Origin of the sequence: Leucobacter albus, from assembly GCF_039528015.1 — a bacterium.
Lineage (GTDB): Bacteria > Actinomycetota > Actinomycetes > Actinomycetales > Microbacteriaceae > Leucobacter > Leucobacter albus.
Genome location: NZ_BAAAKZ010000003.1, coordinates 1 through 17,219, shown reverse-complemented (window position 1 = coordinate 17,219; position 17,219 = coordinate 1). Strand labels below are relative to the sequence as shown.

Here is a 17,219-nt window from a genome sequence, read left to right as displayed (position 1 = left end):
AATCATTTGTGAGGTAAGTTATGTCGCTCGGCGAATCCACCACCGAGAAGTCCGCCCCAGAGCAGCTCTTCGAGCCCAGCCCGACGCCGCGCATGCCGGTGTCAGAGGTGCTCCTCGTCGTCTTGGCTATGGTGCTGGTGTTCGGCGGGTTCTACATGATGGGTATGTCATTCAGCGTGCCCGAGTGGGCCTTCTGGTTGTTCGGCGGCGGCATCGTCGTCGACGCGGTCGGCTTCTGGGTCGCGTTCGGGCTCATCCCGAGCCGCGACAAGTAACCAGGCCCGGCGCTGCTCCCCCGCAGCGTCACCCCCAAAACCACGAAGCGCCCGCCGCATCCCTCTCGGGAGCGACGGGCGCTTCGTGTGTCTACGCGAGTTACTCGGCGTCGGCCTCAGCGGCTACCTCGGCCGGAGCCTCAGCAGCGGCCTCTTCGATGACGGGCTCGAGCGAGAGCTTGCCGCGATCGTCGACCTTCGTGATCTTCACGAGGATCTTCTGACCGACCGACAGCACCTCATCAACCGACTCGATGCGCTTGCCGCCGACGAGCTTGCGCACCTCGGAGATGTGCAGCAGGCCGTCCTTGCCCGGGAGTAGCGAGACGAACGCGCCGAAGGCGGCGTTCTTCACGACAGTACCGAGGTACTGCTCGCCGACCTCGGGGTTCTGCGGGTTCGCGATGGCGTTGACCTGCAGGCGGGCAGCCTCGGCCGAGGGGCCGTCGACAGCGCCGATGTAGACGGTGCCGTCGTCGTCGATCGAGATGTCAGCGCCGGTCTCGTCTTGGATACCGTTGATGGTCTTGCCCTTGGGGCCGATGAGCTCACCGATCTTGTCGACCGGGATCTGCACGCTGATGACGCGCGGCGCGGTCGGCGCCATCTCGTCGGGAGCGTCGATCGCCTGATCCATGACGTCGAGGATCGCGGTGCGAGCCTCCTTCGCCTGCGCGAGAGCGCCGACGAGCACGTCAGACGGGATGCCGTCGAGCTTGGTGTCGAGCTGCAGCGCGGTGATGAACTCCGAGGTACCTGCGACCTTGAAGTCCATATCGCCGAGCGCGTCTTCCGCACCGAGAATGTCGGTGAGGGTCGCGTACTGCGTCTCGCCGTTCACGGTGTCAGACACGAGGCCCATCGCGATGCCCGCGACAGCGGCGCGCAGCGGCACACCGGCGTTGAGCAGCGACAGGGTCGATGCGCAGACCGAGCCCATCGAGGTCGAGCCGTTCGAGCTCAGGGCCTCGGAGACCTGGCGGATCGCGTACGGGAACTCGTCGCGTGCGGGCAGCACGGGAACGAGCGCGCGCTCAGCGAGGAAGCCGTGGCCGATCTCGCGGCGCTTCGGGCTGCCGACACGGCCGGTCTCACCGGTCGAGTAGGGCGGGAAGTTGTAGTGGTGCATGTAGCGCTTGCTCGTGATGGGCGAGAGCGAGTCGATCTGCTGCTCCATCTTCAGCATGTTCAGCGTGGTGACGCCCATGATCTGGGTCTCGCCGCGCTGGAAGATCGCCGAGCCGTGCACGCGCGGAATGACCTGCACCTCTGCGTCGAGCGCACGGATGTCGCGCAGCCCACGACCGTCGATGCGAGCGCCCTCGGTGAGAATACGGCCGCGAACAACCTTCTTCGTGACCGACTTGTACGCGCCAGAGACCTGGCCCTCTGCCTCAGCTGGCAGCTCACCGGCGGCAACCTTCGCCGCGATTGCCTCCTTGACGCTCGCCTTCAGCGCGTCGTCTGCGTTCTGGCGCTCGACCTTGTCGGCGACCTGGTAGATCTTTGCAAGCTCGGTCTCGGCGAGTGCCTCAACCGCTGCGTAGACCTCATCGGTGTAGGGCAGGAACACGGGGTATTCCTGAACTTCCTTTGCCGACTGCGTCGCGAGCTCCTCCTGCGCCTTCACAAGCGCGGTGAGGAACGGCTTTGCTGCCTCGAGGCCCTGTGCGACGATCGCCTCGTCGGGGCGCGTCGCGCCACCCTTGATGAGGTTCCACGAATCCTCGGTAGCCTCGGCCTCAACCATCATGATTGCGACGTCTTCGGTGCCGTCAGCCTTGGTGACGACGCGGCCTGCAACCATGAGGTCGAAGACCGCGTCCTTCAGCTGCTCAACGTTCGGGAACGCAACCCACTGGTCGCCGATGAGCGCGAGGCGCACGCCTGCGATCGGGCCCGAGAACGGCAGGCCCGAGATCTGGGTCGACATCGATGCAGCGTTGATCGCGAGCGCGTCGTAGAACTCGCCGGGAGCGATCGACAGCACGGTCACGACGATCTGCACCTCGTTACGCAGCCCGTCGACGAACGACGGGCGCAGCGGGCGGTCGATGAGACGGCAGACGAGGATAGCCTCGGTCGAGGGGCGGCCCTCGCGGCGGAAGAACGAGCCGGGGATCTTGCCGGCGGCGTACGAGCGCTCTTCGACGTCAACGGTGAGCGGGAAGAAGTCGAAGTGATCCTTCGGCTGCTTCGATGCGCTCGTGGCCGAGAGGAGCATCGTCTCCTCGTCGAGGTATGCAGCAACGGCACCCTGTGCCTGCTGCGCGAGGCGGCCGGCCTCGAAACGAATGGTGCGCTTACCGAACTTGCCGTTGTCGAGAACGGCCTCGGCGAACTTGATTTCAGGACCCTCCACGGGTACTCCTTACATACGTGAGCGCGCGGGGGCAGTCCGGAAGCGCTGATTGCGCTGGCGCTGTGCGATCCGGAGCTGATGTTCAGTAGACGACCACCCTGGCGAAAGATTCAGGGGGATCCACCACCGAAGACCAGCCCACCCACCGACGGGCTCGATTCAACATTGACGCGGGCATGTGCCCGCTCTCACAGGATAGCACCGGGCCCCTCAAAACGGGCGGAGCGCTCCCGTGAGCGCCCCAGCGAGAGGCTCACCGGCACGCAGAAGGGGCCGGGGCGAACGATTTCGCTCCCGGCCCCTCCGTGCGGTGAGTTACGCGTCGATGACGACCGCGCGCGCCGACTCGGCGCCGATCGATTCTGCGAGCGCGTCGACGAGCTCCTCGGCGAGCGGCGAATCAATCGTCAGCACCGAGAGCGCCATGCCGCGCTTCTCGTCGCGCGCGATCTGCATACTCGCGATGTTGATGCCGGCGTCACCGAGCTTGCCGCCGAGCGTCGCGACGATGCCAGGGCGGTCGGTGTAGCTGAGCACGAGCAGGTGCTCGGTGAGCGGGAGTTCGACGTCGTAGCCGTTCACCTCGATGAGCTTCTCGATTTGCTTCGGGCCGGTGAGGGTACCGGAGACGGAGAGCTGCGTGCCGTCGGTGAGCGAGCCGCGAATCGTGATGATGTTACGGAAGCTCTCGGCGACGGCGTCTGCCGAGAAGCGGACCTCGACATTGCGCTGCTCGGCGAGCAGCGGAGCGTTCACGTACGAAACCGGGTCGGAGACGATCTTCGAGAAGACTCCCTTGAGCGCCGCGAGTCGGAGCGCCTCGACGCGGTGCTCGGCGAGTTCGCCGTGCACCTCGATGTCGATCGACGCCAGCGGGCCGGCTGCGAGACCCGCGAAGACCTGGCCGAGCTTCTCGGTGAGGGGCAGGCCTGGCCGAACGTACTCGTCGATGCCCGCACCGGCGACGTTCACTGCGTCGGGGACGAGGTCGCCGGCGAGCGCGAGCCGCACCGACTTCGCGACGGCGACGCCAGCCTTCTCCTGCGCCTCTGCGGTCGATGCGCCGAGGTGCGGCGTCACATTGACGTTCGGCAGGCCGGTCAGCGAGTTGTCGGCCGGGGGCTCCTGCACGAACACGTCGAGCGCTGCGCCCGCGATCTCGCCGGCCGTCAGCGCCTCGGCCAGCGCCGCCTCGTCGATGAGGCCGCCGCGGGCGACGTTGACGACGTACGCCGTCGACTTCATCGCCTTGAGCTGCTCGGCGCCGATCATTCCGAGGGTCTCGGGCGTGCGCGGCATGTGGATGGTGAGGAAGTCGGCGCGCTCGACGAGCTCCTCGAGCGACACGAGCTGCACGCCGAGCTGCTGGGCGCGGGGTGCGGTCACGTAGGGGTCGAAGGCGATGAGCTCGACGCCGAACGGGCGCAGTCGCTCGGCGACGAGCGCGCCGATGCGACCGAGGCCGATGATGCCGACGGTTTTCTCGTAGAGCTCGGTGCCGGTGTAAGACGAGCGCTTCCACTCGCCGGCCGAGAGCGACCCGTGCGCACGCGGCAGGTGGCGAGCGAGGCCAAGGATGTGGGCGACGGTGAGCTCGGCGGCGCTGATGATGTTCGAGGTCGGCGCGTTCACGACCATGACACCAGCCTGCGTTGCGGCCTTGATGTCGACGTTGTCGAGGCCGACGCCGGCGCGGGCAATCACCTTCAGGTTCGGCGACCAACCGATGGCCTCGCTATCGAGCTGCGTTGCCGATCGCACGAGCACGGCGTCGGCGGTCGACAGCGCCGAGCGCAGCGCGTCGCGGTCGGTGCCGTCGACGTTGCGAACGTCGAAATCCGGCCCGAGGGCAGCGATAGTGGCGGACGAAAGTTCTTCGGCGATCAGCACGACCGGCTTTGTCACGAGTGGTTCCTTCGGCATAGTTGAAGCGTCACAATTGCTACGCGTAAGCGCAGAACCATCAGTCTAATGGCCAGGGCAACCCCGAGCATGCATGCGGCGGGCGCTCGGCACCCAAAAACCGGCCGCTACGACATGAGGTGCATGATCTCGAGCTGCACCGCAGCCGCGACGCACAGCCCTGTGGCGAGCAGCAGCACGCGCACCCACGCCGTGCGGCCGCGGGCGAGGATCAACGCGACGACGAGCGCCACGATCGGCGCTACGACCGTCAGCCCGAGCAGTGCCCACGGCAGCGGCCCGAGCACGTCTCCGAGAAACGTCGACATGCCCACGAGGTTGCCAATGCCAGCGGCCACCGCATAGGCATAGAGCCCGAGCACCCCGACTGCGACGACCCACGCCGATACCACCCTCGCGCTCACAGTGCCGCTCCGCTCGAGAAGACCATCGGCAGCGGGAACGTCACAACAAGCCCAATGACGAGCGCCGCGACGAGTACCCTCGTGCGCTTTCTGGCGAGCACAAGCGCAGACAGAAACCAGAAGACGGGTGCGAGCGGCGCAATCCAGAACACGATCTGCTGCAGCGCGCCGCCGATCGATCCGCTCCCCGCAACCGTGGCGGCGTTCACGCCGGAGTAATACTGCGCCCAGCTCATCCATACCCAGGCAAAGAGCAGAAACAGCCCGCCGGTCAGGCCAAGCAGCACGACCGTGAGGCTGCCCATCTGGGCTGGGCCGGCCGCCGCTTCGGCGTCGTCAGCTAACTCGCCCTCGGGCGACAGCGCCGCAACCGGGTCGACCGGTTGAACCGGCGCGGCCGGTTCAACGCTCTCTGGCGGCGCCTCGACGGTCCACCCACTCTGCAGGGCGCTCTCGCGCTCCCCACCACTTCCGGTTCGCATGCTCATAATGTTACCGAGATTCAACAACAGACTTCTGGGAACGGGCCAGCGCCGCGACTACACTTAAAGCGACTTCATAGAAATCGCTACAAAGGAATACAGCACCGTGGTTGAATCCAGCAAGAAGCAGTCGGGCAAGGCCGCGGCCGCAGCAGACGCCCCCGCGACGAACGAGCCAACGTGGGCCCCCACTGCGGCCGCCAAGGCCACGGCCACGAGGTTCCGTTGGATCGCCGTCGCCCTCTGGGCCGTCGCCATCGCACTCGAGGCGGTCTCAATCTTCTGGCTGCTGCGCCAGCGCGAGTTCGTTGGCGAAGACGGCACGCTCGTGCGCGACGCCGACACCGGCCTGCTCGAGGCGCAGGGTGCAACGGCGACGTTCCCGCAGTGGGCGTTCGTCACGCTCATCATCGCGCTCGTCGTTATCGCCGCGCTCGCAATCACCGGCTCGATGCTCTGGAAGAAGGCGAACCGCCTCGACCCGGCCCGCCAGGCTGACAGGGTGCGGTTCTTTGTGCAGAACCAGCTGGGTGCGATCATCGCCATCATTGCATTCCTGCCGCTCATCATTCTGATCTTCACGAACAAAGACATGGACGGCAAGCAGAAGGGCATCGCCGGCGCGATCGGCATCGTGCTCGCGCTCGCCGCTACCGCCCTCGGTATCGACTACAACCCCGCCTCCGTCGAAAAATACAACGCCGACCAGTCAGCTGTCATCCAGCTCCTCGGGCAAGACCAGGTCGTCTGGGTCGACGGCGGCTCCGTCTACCACGTGTGCGAAAACGTCCCGGACATTCAGACCGGCAGCGACAAGCGCTTCGGCACCACCGCAGAAGCGATCGAGGCGAACAAGAACCGCCTGACGCTGAAATTCGCGAGCGAGCTCAGGGCATGCGGGCTCAACGTGCCAGAGAACGCGCAGGCCATCGAGGCCGCGCTGAAGGAGATTCAGGGCGGCGCGACCGGTGTCACGCTCCCCGCGCCGGTCTGGGCAAACCCCGCCGACGCACCGATCGAGATCGCTGACGCGGCACCCGCCGCCTAGCGGCTCGCGCCGCCTAACGGCTCGCGCCGCCTAGCGGCTCGCGGCGCCTAGCAGCTCGCGGCGCCTCAGCGCCCACGTCGCACGACGGGTGGCCTCCGGTGATACTTCCGGGGGCCACCCGTCGTTATGCTGCCGCTGCGATTGCGCCGGCCCTTCTAAGATGAACTGATGAGCACGCACCGTTTCGACCTCGCCGCGATCGGCGCTGGGCTTCCCGTAGCGGCATCGCACGCGCTCATCGAGGCCGCCGTGCAGACGGGCGCCGCGGTCATCACCGCTCCCCCTGGCAGCGGAAAGACGACCTACGTGCCAGCCCTCGTCGCGGCGGTGCTTGCCGAGCGCAGCGCGGTCTCGGCCTCTGCCGGGGCGCGGCCCGAGGACAGCCGGGCAGAGCGCGGAGAGCGGCCGGCGCGCACACTGCTCAGCCAACCGCGCCGCGTGGCTGTGCGCGCCGCGGCGCGGCGTATCGCTGCGCTCGACGGCAGCGCGCTCGGCGGGCCGGTCGGATTCACGGTGCGCGGTGAGCGCAGGGTGGGCCCCGACACGCTCATCGAGGCGCTCACCCCCGGAGTGCTGCTGCGACGGCTGCTCACCGACCCCGGCCTCGACGGGGTCGGCGCCGTCATTCTCGATGAGGTGCACGAGCGCTCCGTCGACAGCGACGTGCTGCTCGGCATGCTCGCCGAGGCCCGCGAGCTCAGGCCAGACCTCCTCGTTGTCGCGATGTCGGCAACGCTCGAGTCGTCGGCGCTCGCCGAGCTACTCGGGGCCGCGGTCGTAGACGTGCCAGCTGCCCTTCACCCCCTCACAGTTGAGTACGCGCCAGGCCCCGGCACCCGGCTCGACCAGCGCGGCGTCACTCGCGAGTTTCTCGGGCACATCGCGGAGCTCGCCGTCTCCGAGCAGGCACGCTCCGAGCACGACGCCCTCGTGTTTGTGCCCTCTGCACGCGATGTCGATGAGGTCGCCCGCCGAGCCCGCACGCTGCTCGCCGAGCGCGGGGGCCCGAGCGTCGAGGTGCTGACGCTGCACGGCCGGCTGGCCGCGAGGGAGCAGGATAGGGCTGTGTCTGGCAGACAAGCCGGGGATCCGCCCCGCATCGTGGTGAGCACCGCGCTCGCCGAAAGCTCGCTCACCGTGCCCGGCGTGCGGCTCGTCATCGACGCGGGCCTCTCGCGCGAACTCAGGCGCGATCGCGCGCGCGACATGGCTGGCCTTGTCACGGTCAGCGCCTCACGCGCAAGCGCGGAGCAGCGTTCCGGGCGCGCGGCCCGTCAGGGGCCCGGGCGCACGATCCGCGCCTACTCGGCAACCGACTTCGCGCGCATGCCCGCGGCGGCGACCCCCGAAATTCTCTCGGCCGATCTCACCGACACCGCGTTGCTGCTCGCGGCGTGGGGCACCCCGGGCGGCGCAGGGCTGCGGCTGCTCACGCCACCGCCCGCCGCGGCGATCTCGGCGGCCACCGCGACGCTGGCGACGCTCGAACTCGTCGACGCGGCCGGCCGCACGACCGCGCTCGGCCGCCGAGTCGCCGCGCTACCGGTCGGCGTGCGCGAGGCGCGTGCGCTGCTCGAGGGAGCCGCGCACACGGGCGACCCGGCGGCAACGGCGGCGATCGTTGCCGCCTTCTCAGGCGATTTCCGGGCGCCAGACGGCGACCTCGGAGGGCTCGTCAGGGAGCTCAACACGGGGCGCGCCCCCGGGGCCGAGCGCTGGCGGCGGGAGCGCGATCGGCTCGCGCGAATTGTCACCGGTGACCGCGAGGGTGCTGGTGACGGCGCTGGGGGCGGATCCGCGGGCACCGACGTACGCCCCGCCTCGCGCGGTGCCGGCCCCTCCCAGCGCACTGCAGGCCGCATCACGGCGCTCGCCAGGCCCGAGTGGATCGCCAGGCGCACCGGCCCGCACGCCCGCAGCTACCAGTTCGCGAGCGGCACCCGCGCGGCGCTGCCAGAGGGCAGCCCCCTGACCGCGCACGAGTGGATCGCCGTGCGCGAGGTGCAGCGGGCCGAGGGGCGGGCCGCCGACGGCACCGGCGCCGTCATCCGCCTCGCGGCGCAGCTCAGCGAGGCCGAAGCGCTCGAGGTCGGAGCGGCCCTGCGCAGCGAGTCGCGCGCCGCGTCGATCGAGGGCGGGCGCGTTCGCGTGCGCGAGGAGCAGCGGCTCGGCGCTATCGTGCTCTCCTCGCAGCCGGCGCGCGCCAGGAGCGACGACACCGGCCCGGCGTTCGCTGCCCACCTGCGCGACACCGGCCTCGCAGGTCTCCGCTGGAGCGAGAACGCGGCAGCCCTGCGCTCGCGGCTCTCACTGCTGCACCGAGAGCTCGGGGCACCATGGCCCGACGTCTCCGACGCCGAACTCGTCGAGACGCTCGACGACTGGCTCGGCCCCGACCTCGCCCGCCTCGCTCCGACGGCCTCGCTCACGACCCTCGATCTCGCAACGGCGCTGCGGCGAATGCTCCCCTGGCCCGAAGCGAGCCGTCTCGACGAGCTCGTTCCCGAGCGGCTCGCGGTGCCATCAGGTTCACAGGTCACGATCGACTACGGCGCGGTCACCGGCAGCGAGGGCCGCCCCATCGTCGCCGTCAAGCTGCAGGAGCTGTTCGGGCTCAGCGCGACGCCGCGGCTCGTCGCGGGGCGCGTGCCCGTGCTGTTCCATCTCCTCTCCCCCGCCCGCCGCCCACTGGCCGTCACAGACGACCTCGAGTCGTTCTGGAACGGGCCCTACCAGCAGGTGCGGCGCGAGATGCGCGGCAAATACCCGAAGCACCCCTGGCCAGAGGATCCGTGGACAGCGCAGGCGACTGCGCGCACGAAGCGGGCGCTCGGCGGGTGAAGCGCCCGGTAGGGGCCCAGCTCCGTGTCAGTTTGCCCCAGGTTTGGGGCAAACTGACACCTACTTCGGGGCCCGTGGTTGCAAAACGGCCTGTGGCCCCCGCCCGCTGAGCGGGTGGGGGCCACAGGCCGTTAGCACAGTCGTCGCTAGCGCGCAGCGCTGCCGTCGACGTAGTCCGAATCCTGCTGCTGCCATGCGAAGAGCTTGCGGAGCTCGACGCCGGTCTTCTCGATCGGGTGCGACTCCTCCTTCTCGCGGAGTGCGGTGAACTCGGGCGCGCCCGCGTCCTGATCCTCGATGAAGCGCTTCGCGAAGGTGCCGTCCTGGATGTCCTTCAGCACGCCCTGCATGCGCTCCTTGACACCAGCATCAACGATGCGGGGGCCCGAGACGTAGTCGCCGTACTCGGCGGTGTCGGAGATCGACCAGCGCTGCTTGGCGATGCCGCCCTCCCACATGAGGTCAACGATGAGCTTGAGCTCGTGAAGCACCTCGAAGTAGGCGATCTCGGGCTGGTAGCCGGCCTCGGTGAGGGTCTCAAAGCCGGCCTGCACGAGGTGGCTCATGCCACCGCAGAGCACTGCCTGCTCGCCGAAGAGGTCGGTCTCGGTCTCCTCGGTGAAGGTCGTCTTGATGACGCCGGCGCGGGTGCCGCCGATTGCCTTCGCGTACGACTTCGCGGTCTCCCAGGCGCTGCCCGACGCGTCGACCTCGACGGCGATGATGTCGGGGATGCCGCGGCCGGCCTCGAACTCGCGGCGCACAGTGTGGCCGGGAGCCTTCGGGGCAACGAGAATGACGTCGACGCCCGCGGGAGCCTCGATGTAGCCGTAGCGAATGTTGAAGCCGTGAGCGAAGGCGAGCGTCTTGCCCTCGGTCATGTGCTGCGCCACGTGGTCGTTGTAAATGCCGCGCTGGTGCTGGTCGGGTGCGAGCAGCATGATGACATCAGCCCACTCGGCCGCGTCTGCCACGTTCTTGACGGTGAAGCCGGCCTCCTCGGCCTTCTGGATCGACTTGGACCCTTCCTTCAGCGCAATAACGACCTCGACGCCCGAGTCGCGGAGGTTCATCGCGTGCGCGTGCCCCTGCGATCCATAACCGACGATGGCAACCTTCTTGCCCTGAATGATCGACAGATCGGCATCGCTGTCGTAGTACATTTCAGCCACTGGGCGTTCTCCTTTGTTGTGTGGTTTGTAAAACTTGCAGGCCTTGCGGCGATCGGGCGATCAGCCCGTCGACCGTCACTAGACCTTAAATACGCGCTCGGAAATCGACTTCGATCCGCGACCCATTGCGATGAGCCCCGACTGCGCAATCTCCTTGATTCCGTAGGGTTCGAGCACCCGCAAGAATGCCTCGATCTTCCCGGAATCTCCCGTGACCTCAATGGTGAGGGCCTCGGGCACGACATCGACAACGCGAGCCCGGAAGAGGCTCACGGCCTCGAGCACGTGCGAGCGGGTTTGGTTGTCCGCGCGCACCTTAATCAGCACATGCTCGCGCTGCACCGAGTTGCTCGAGTCGAGTTCGACGATTTTGATGACGTTCACGAGCTTGTTCAGCTGCTTCGTCACCTGTTCAAGGAGCACCTCGTCTTCGTCTACGACGACGGTGATCCGTGAAAGTCCATCCATTTCGGTCGGGCCGACCGCGAGAGATTCGATGTTGAACCCGCGGCGGGCGAACAGCCCGGCGACGCGGGTCAACAGGCCCGGCTTGTCTTCGACAAGGAGGCTGAGTACGTGACGAGCCATGATTACTCTTCCTCCCACTCGGGGGCTTGCTCAAGGGCATACTGGACATCGCTGTTCGAGGTGCCCTGACGCACCATCGGCCAGACCATCGCGTCGGCGCTCACGACGAAGTCGATCACCACGGGGCGGTCGTTCGTCTCGAGCGCAAGCTTAATTGCTGAGTCGATGTCTTCTTCTTTCTCGACCCGGATCGCGAGGCAACCGTAGGCCTCCCCCAGCTTCACGAAGTCGGGAACCCGCTGCGAGCCGTGCCCGGTGTTGAGCTCGGTGTTCGAGTAGCGGCCGTCGTAGATGAGGGTCTGCCACTGGCGCACCATGCCGAGCGAGGAGTTGTTGATCACTGCGACCTTGATGGGAATGTTGTTCACCACACAGGTCGCAAGCTCCTGGTTCGTCATCTGGAAGCAGCCGTCACCATCGATCGCCCACACGACACGCTCGGGCTCGGCGACCTTCGCCCCCATGGCCGCGGGAACCGCGTAGCCCATGGTGCCCGCGCCACCGGAGTTCAGCCACGAGTTCGGGCGCTCGTACTTGATGAACTGCGCGGCCCACATCTGGTGCTGGCCGACGCCCGCGGCGTAGACACCCTCGGGGCCGGTCAGCTCGCCGATGCGCTGGATGACGCGCTGCGGCGAGAGCAGCCCGTCGCTCGTCTCTGCGTAGCCGAGCGGGTAGGTCTCTTGCAGCCCGCGCAGGCGCTGCCACCACGCAGTCATGTCGGCGAAGTCTCGGCCGAGCTTCGCGGTCGAGACCGCCGCGATGAGGTCGGAAATAACCTCGGCGGCGTCACCGACGATCGGCACATCGGCCGCGCGGATCTTACCGATCTCTGCCGGGTCGATGTCGGCGTGGATCACCTTAGCGTCTGGTGCGAACAACGCCGCCTTGCCCGTCACGCGGTCGTCGAACCGGGCGCCGAGGGTGATGAGCAGGTCTGATTCTTGGAGCGCGAGCACCGCGGGAACGGTTCCGTGCATGCCGGGCATGCCCAGGTGCTGCGGGTGCGAGTCGGGGAAGACGCCGCGCGCCATCAGCGTCGTCACGACCGGCGCACCGACAAGCTCTGCGAGCTGCAGCAGCTCCTCGGCCGCTCCGGCGCGGTTGACGCCGCCGCCGACGTAGAAGACGGGGCGCTCGGCCTCGGCGATGAGCTCGGCAGCGGCTTGAATCTGCTTGCTGTTCGCCTTCGTGATGGGGCGGTAACCAGGCAGATCTACCCGCGGATCCCACACGAAATCGAGTTCGCCCTCCTGGGCGTCTTTCGTGATGTCGACAAGCACCGGGCCCGGTCGGCCGGTCGACGCGAGGTGGTAGGCGGCGGCGATCGCCGCGGGCACCTCGGCGGCCGTCTTCACGAGGAACGAGTGCTTCGTGATGGGCATCGTGATGCCCATGATGTCGGCCTCTTGGAAGGCGTCTGTTCCCATGAGATGGGAGAAGACCTGGCCGGTGATTGCGAGCAGCGGCACGGAATCCATGTAGGCATCGGCAATGGCGGTAACGAGGTTTGTCGCACCGGGGCCAGAGGTCGCGATGGCGACACCGACCTTGCCCGACGCAGCAGCGTACCCCTCGGCGGCGTGACCGCCGCCCTGCTCGTGGCGCACGAGGACGTGGCGCAGGTGTTCATCACCCATGAGGGTGTCGTAGAGCGGCAAGACTGCGCCCCCGGGGAGGCCGAAGACATCGGTGACCCCGAGCGCGTCGAGGCTGCGGACGACAGCCATGGCGCCGGTCATGCGTTCGCCGCGCGCTGGCGGCTCGCCGGTGTGACGTGGAAGAGCGTTCGACTCCAGAGTCATGTTTTCTTTCTTACGGTAAGAGTTGATTCGCGAATCGCGGATTGATCGAGGCATAACGCAACCGGGGCCTAGCCGGTGATGGCACCTTCAGATGCCGAATGCACGAGCTTCGCGTACTTCGCGAGCACGCCGCGCGTGTACCGCGGGGGCAGCGGGGCCCAGTTCGCACGTCGGGCCTCAAGCTCAGCGGGGTCTACCAGCAGATCGAGCGTCTGTGCCGCGATATCAACCCGTATCAGGTCACCGTCGTGCACGAGCGCTACTGGGCCTCCATCCGAGGCCTCAGGCGCAATGTGGCCGATACACAGGCCGGTTGTGCCGCCTGAGAATCTGCCGTCTGTCAATAGTAGTACATCTTTGCCGAGCCCCGCGCCCTTGATCGCGCCAGTGATCGCAAGCATCTCGCGCATGCCCGGCCCGCCCTTGGGGCCCTCGTAGCGAATCACGACAATATCGCCCTTGCCGATCTTGCCCTCGGTGAGCGCGTCCATCGCCGCGCGCTCGCGCTGGAAAACGCGAGCCGGGCCCTCAAACACTTCGGCGTCGAAGCCGGCGGTCTTCACGACGGCGCCCTCGGGCGCGAGCGAGCCGTGGAGAATGGTGATGCCGCCGGTCTCGTGAATCGGGTCGTCGAGCTGGTGAATGACCTCACCGTCGATCGGATCGGGGTTGAGCTCTGCGAGGTTCTCGGCCATTGTCTTGCCCGTGACCGTGAGCGCATCGCCGTGCAGCAGGCCGGCGTCGAGCAGCGCCTTCAGCACAACGGGAACGCCGCCCTGTCGATCGATGTCGGCCATCACATACTTGCCGAAGGGCTTCATGTCTGCCAGGTGCGGAACCTTCGCGCCGATGCGATTGAAGTCGGCGAGCGTGAGATCGACCTCGGCCTCGCGCGCGATCGCGAGCAGGTGGAGCACCGCGTTCGTGGAGCCACCGTAGGCCATGAGCAGCGTGATCGCATTCTCGAACGCCTTCTTGGTGAGAATATCGCGGGCGGTGATGCCCTTCGCGATCATGTTCACGACGGCCTCGCCCGAGCGGTGCGCGAAGTAGTCGCGGCGGCGGTCGTACGAGGGCGGCGCGGCCGAGCCGGGGAGACTCATGCCGAGGGCCTCAGCGATCGAGGCCATCGTGTTCGCGGTGTACATGCCACCGCAGGCTCCCTCGCCCGGCACGATCGCGCACTCGATGCGCTTCAGGTCTTCCTCGCTCATCGTGCCGGCTTTGCAGGCACCGACAGCCTCGAAGGCGTCGATGATGGTGACTTCTTTTTCCGTGCCGTCGGTGAGCTTTACCCAGCCGGGGGCAACGGAGCCCGCGTAGAGAAACACCGACGCGAGGTCGAGGCGGGCCGCAGCCATGAGCATGCCTGGCAGCGACTTGTCGCAGCCCGCGAGCAGCACCGAGCCGTCGAGGCGCTCCGCCATCATGACGGTCTCGACGGAGTCTGCGATCACCTCGCGCGAGACGAGTGAGAAGTGCATGCCCTCGTGGCCCATCGAGATGCCGTCAGAGACCGACACCGTGCCGAACTGCAGCGGGTAGCCGCCGCCCGAGTGCACGCCCTCTTTCGCGCCCTGCGCGAGCCGGTCGAGGCTCAGGTTGCACGGCGTAATCTCGTTCCACGAACTCGCGATGCCGATCTGGGGCTTGTCCCAGTCTTCGTCGCCCATGCCGACAGCGCGAAGCATGCCGCGGGCAGCGGCCTTCTCAATGCCGTCGGTAACGTCGCGACTGCGCGGCTTCATATCGATTGCTGCCTTCTCTGCCATGCGTTCATCCTACGCCTTGGGAGATTCCGCTGCCGTGACGTACAACGACTGTGGGCGCCCCGGTCAGTGACCGGGGCGCCCACAGCGCGGCAGCGAGCGCTGCTACTTGCCGAGCTTCGGCAGAATGGTAAACGGCAGAACGAAGCCGATCACCGAAAGCACGAGGCCCCCGGCGAACAGGAAGAGCTCGGTCGTTGCCCCGAGCGAGGGGTTGAAGCCGTAGCTCGCGAGCACGATGCCGCCCATTGCGAGCGCAAATGACAGCACGAAGACGACCGCGGTGATAGCGCTAACCGAGCCCTGTGAGCTCTCTTCGAACAGCTGCTCGCCCTGCTTTGCCATGTCTCTATTCCTCCGTGTTCAACGCTTTTTCGCGCGTGCGTGCGCAATTGCTCTCCAGCGTAGCCTAGCGGGGCGTCGAAGCCCACTGGGCACCCCCACGCAGTAGGGTGGAATCGGGGTTCTGATGAGCCCCGAAACGCAACGCAACTCTCCCGGAGGTGTCATTTGGCTCGGCAACGCATTGAGATCGGCAAGTACCTCACCAACATCGGTGTGCTCGGAGCCGCCGCCGGTGTCGTCTCAACCGCACGGCGAACGAGCACGATGCCCCGCGACTGGCGGCGTTTCATCGTGTGGGGCGTCTGGGTCGCCGGCCTTGTGCTCGCGATCGGCAGCGTGGCTATGCAGGAGCGCGACGCGGAGCTCGATCTCGATTAGTTTTCGGATTGCCCGGCGCCACTTGCCAGCCCGGGGCAAGGTGCGATAGTTTTCAGCGGTTAGGTGTGTCGGGAAGTCTGGTCGACGTTCAGTTCGACCAACCCACTCTGAGGAGCCTTCGATGACGAGCCCAACGCCCACCACACCAATTCCACACGCCCCGAACGCGCGCAGTCAGCGGCGGCCGCGGCGCCGGTTGTTTGCGTATGTCAGCCGGCGCGAACTCGTTCGCGTGAACAGGCTACTCAAGCGCGAGTTTGTCGGCGGCCTCATCATTATGATTGCAGCCCTCCTCGGGTTTGTAGCGGCCAACAGCCCCCTCTCCGAGTGGTTCCTTTCGCTGCGCGAGTTCAAGCTCGGCCCGGAGTCGCTCGGTCTCAACATGAGCGTGAGCCACTGGGCCTCCGACGGCCTGCTCGCGATCTTCTTCTTCATGGTTGGCCTCGAGCTCAAGCGCGAGTTCGTCGAGGGCGACCTACGCTCGCCCCGCACCGCGATCGTGCCGGTGGCAGCGGCCGTTGGCGGCGTGATCTTCCCGGCAGCGATCTACCTCGCGGTCAACGCAGGCAGCGACACGACGCACGGCTGGGCGATCCCAACCGCAACCGACATCGCATTCGCGGTCGCCGTGCTCGGCCTCATCGCGCCTCGCATCAACCCCGCACTGCGCATGTTTCTGCTCACCCTTGCCGTGGTCGACGACTTCATCGCGATCGCCATCATCGCGATGTTCTACACCGACGGTGTGAACCTCATGCCGCTACTCATCGCGGTCGCGCCCGCGCTCGTTTTCGCACTCCTTATGCGATGGAAGGGCGAATGGTTCGCACAGTCGCGTTGGGGCGCCTGGCTGATCCTCCTCCCCCTCGGCATCATCACGTGGGCCCTCTTTTACAACTCGGGCATCCACGCGACAATCGCCGGCGTCGTGCTCGCCTTCCTCGTGCCCGTGCGCGGCAAGAGCGGCGGTCAGGTCGCTGAGACCCTCAACTCGCGGTTCCACCCGCTGTCAGCGTTCATCGCCGTGCCCATCTTTGCGCTGTTCGCCGCCGGGGTGTCGCTGGGCGGCGCCTCGCGCTTCCCGTTCGACCCGGTTGCGATCGGCATCATCCTCGGCCTTGTGGTGGGCAAGCCTCTCGGCATCACCCTCACAACCTGGCTGCTCACCCGTTTCACCCGCGCGACGCTCGGCACCTCGGTGCGCTGGCGCGAGGTAATCGGCGTCGGCGCGCTCGCCGGTGTTGGGTTCACGGTTGCGATGCTCGTTTCAGAGCTGAGCTTCACCGACCACAGCGATATCGACACCGGCAGGCTCTCGGTGATGGTCGCATCGCTGCTCGCCGTCGTCGTGGCGGCCGCCGTGCTCATGCCCGGTGCGCGCAAGCGCGCCAAGCAGCCGATCACGCAGGCCAACCTCGTCGTCGGAGACGACTCGGCGGCCTAGCCTCCGCGGCGCCGCTTCTGCGGCGCCGCGGCACACGCGGGATACACGGTTTCGGCCCTCGATTTGATTCGATGAAAATTTGCGTGCTATCGTTAACTCCGTTGCACAGCGCAACAGGCGCCTTTAGCTCAGTTGGTAGAGCAGCTGACTCTTAATCAGCGGGTCCACGGTTCGAGCCCGTGAGGGCGCACAGATTAGCCCCGAGATCATCATGATCTCGGGGCTTTTTTGGTAGCGAACGCACCGCCGCTGCGGCGGGCAGATCCGCTGGTCGACACGCGCGTCACTGCCGCCAGCACGCAGACGCGAGATCAGGGCTATCGGCCAAAACGTGTGGATGGCGTTGGGCGTGTCTCACCCTCTCCCTGCCCAACCGCTGCGGA

Annotated in this window: 14 protein-coding genes and 1 tRNA gene; 6 read left to right on the top strand and 9 right to left on the bottom strand. The window is 67.1% G+C overall.

Annotated features, from left to right (window positions below):
- Positions 1–20 precede the first annotated feature (20 nt).
- On the top strand, positions 21–275 hold the full coding sequence (locus ABD115_RS03735) for a hypothetical protein (RefSeq protein WP_343958348.1): 255 nt from the start codon (positions 21–23) through the stop codon (positions 273–275).
- 100 nt (positions 276–375) lie between these two features.
- Here ABD115_RS03735 and ABD115_RS03730 read toward each other — a convergent pair whose 3' ends face one another.
- From ABD115_RS03730 to ABD115_RS03715, 4 genes are all read right to left on the bottom strand, one after another.
- Positions 376–2,637 carry a polyribonucleotide nucleotidyltransferase gene (locus ABD115_RS03730; protein ID WP_343958346.1) on the bottom strand — a complete coding sequence of 754 codons (2,262 nt, stop codon included), beginning with the start codon at positions 2,635–2,637 and terminating at the stop codon, positions 376–378.
- Between the two features lie 315 nt (positions 2,638–2,952).
- Entirely contained in the window at positions 2,953–4,542 is a 1,590-nt protein-coding gene (gene serA, locus ABD115_RS03725) for a phosphoglycerate dehydrogenase (RefSeq protein WP_343959832.1), read from the bottom strand.
- 125 nt (positions 4,543–4,667) lie between these two features.
- Positions 4,668–4,964: a hypothetical protein gene (locus tag ABD115_RS03720; RefSeq protein WP_343958344.1), complete on the bottom strand. Its 297-nt coding sequence runs from the start codon at positions 4,962–4,964 to the stop codon at positions 4,668–4,670.
- Positions 4,961–5,446: a hypothetical protein gene (locus ABD115_RS03715; RefSeq protein ID WP_343958342.1), complete on the bottom strand. Its 486-nt coding sequence runs from the start codon at positions 5,444–5,446 to the stop codon at positions 4,961–4,963. The genes ABD115_RS03720 and ABD115_RS03715 overlap by 4 nt, the downstream gene beginning before the upstream one ends.
- Positions 5,447–5,552: 106 nt before the next feature.
- Here ABD115_RS03715 and ABD115_RS03710 point away from each other — a divergent pair, with 106 nt between their 5' ends.
- Positions 5,553–6,494: a hypothetical protein gene (locus ABD115_RS03710; RefSeq protein WP_343958340.1), complete on the top strand. Its 942-nt coding sequence runs from the start codon at positions 5,553–5,555 to the stop codon at positions 6,492–6,494.
- Between the two features lie 168 nt (positions 6,495–6,662).
- Positions 6,663–9,335: an ATP-dependent helicase HrpB gene (gene hrpB, locus ABD115_RS03705; protein ID WP_343958338.1), complete on the top strand. Its 2,673-nt coding sequence runs from the start codon at positions 6,663–6,665 to the stop codon at positions 9,333–9,335.
- 146 nt (positions 9,336–9,481) lie between these two features.
- Here the strand turns inward: hrpB and ilvC are convergent, their stop codons facing one another.
- The 5 genes from ilvC to ABD115_RS03680 all read right to left on the bottom strand — a co-directional run bounded on the left by ilvC (position 9,482) and on the right by ABD115_RS03680 (position 15,014).
- Positions 9,482–10,498, bottom strand: a complete 1,017-nt coding sequence (ilvC, locus tag ABD115_RS03700; protein ID WP_382389501.1) for a ketol-acid reductoisomerase — start codon at positions 10,496–10,498, stop codon at positions 9,482–9,484.
- 87 nt (positions 10,499–10,585) lie between these two features.
- Complete coding sequence (gene ilvN / locus ABD115_RS03695; RefSeq protein ID WP_343958334.1) at positions 10,586–11,095, bottom strand: acetolactate synthase small subunit; 510 nt, start codon at positions 11,093–11,095, stop codon at positions 10,586–10,588.
- Between the two features lie 2 nt (positions 11,096–11,097).
- Entirely contained in the window at positions 11,098–12,900 is a 1,803-nt protein-coding gene (locus ABD115_RS03690; protein ID WP_343958332.1) for an acetolactate synthase large subunit, read from the bottom strand.
- A gap of 68 nt (positions 12,901–12,968) precedes the next feature.
- On the bottom strand, positions 12,969–14,672 hold the full coding sequence (gene ilvD, locus ABD115_RS03685) for a dihydroxy-acid dehydratase (protein WP_343958330.1): 1,704 nt from the start codon (positions 14,670–14,672) through the stop codon (positions 12,969–12,971).
- 102 nt (positions 14,673–14,774) lie between these two features.
- Entirely contained in the window at positions 14,775–15,014 is a 240-nt protein-coding gene (locus tag ABD115_RS03680; RefSeq protein WP_343958328.1) for a hypothetical protein, read from the bottom strand.
- A gap of 165 nt (positions 15,015–15,179) precedes the next feature.
- Here ABD115_RS03680 and ABD115_RS03675 point away from each other — a divergent pair, with 165 nt between their 5' ends.
- The 3 genes from ABD115_RS03675 (at position 15,180) to ABD115_RS03665 (ending at position 17,026) form a co-directional block, all read left to right on the top strand.
- Positions 15,180–15,392, top strand: coding sequence for a hypothetical protein (locus ABD115_RS03675; RefSeq protein WP_343958326.1), 213 nt, complete (start codon positions 15,180–15,182; stop codon positions 15,390–15,392).
- 121 nt (positions 15,393–15,513) lie between these two features.
- The gene (gene nhaA / locus ABD115_RS03670; protein WP_343958324.1) at positions 15,514–16,836 is read left to right on the top strand and encodes a Na+/H+ antiporter NhaA; all 1,323 of its coding nucleotides are present in this window, start codon (positions 15,514–15,516) and stop codon (positions 16,834–16,836) included.
- Positions 16,837–16,953: 117 nt separating this feature from the next.
- Positions 16,954–17,026 (top strand) — tRNA-Lys (locus ABD115_RS03665).
- Positions 17,027–17,219 lie beyond the last annotated feature (193 nt).

Excerpts from the sequence above, each read along its gene's own strand:
- ilvC (WP_382389501.1), bottom strand. The coding sequence starts at position 10,498 with ATGTACTACGACAGCGATGCCGATCTGTCGATCATTCAGGGCAAGAAG.
- ABD115_RS03680 (WP_343958328.1), bottom strand. The coding sequence starts at position 15,014 with ATGGCAAAGCAGGGCGAGCAGCTGTTCGAAGAGAGCTCACAGGGCTCG.
- nhaA (WP_343958324.1), top strand. The coding sequence starts at position 15,514 with ATGACGAGCCCAACGCCCACCACACCAATTCCACACGCCCCGAACGCG.
- ilvN (WP_343958334.1), bottom strand. The coding sequence starts at position 11,095 with ATGGCTCGTCACGTACTCAGCCTCCTTGTCGAAGACAAGCCGGGCCTG.
- hrpB (WP_343958338.1), top strand. The coding sequence starts at position 6,663 with ATGAGCACGCACCGTTTCGACCTCGCCGCGATCGGCGCTGGGCTTCCC.
- ABD115_RS03735 (WP_343958348.1), top strand. The coding sequence starts at position 21 with ATGTCGCTCGGCGAATCCACCACCGAGAAGTCCGCCCCAGAGCAGCTC.
- ABD115_RS03715 (WP_343958342.1), bottom strand. The coding sequence starts at position 5,446 with ATGCGAACCGGAAGTGGTGGGGAGCGCGAGAGCGCCCTGCAGAGTGGG.
- ABD115_RS03690 (WP_343958332.1), bottom strand. The coding sequence starts at position 12,900 with ATGACTCTGGAGTCGAACGCTCTTCCACGTCACACCGGCGAGCCGCCA.
- ilvD (WP_343958330.1), bottom strand. The coding sequence starts at position 14,672 with ATGGCAGAGAAGGCAGCAATCGATATGAAGCCGCGCAGTCGCGACGTT.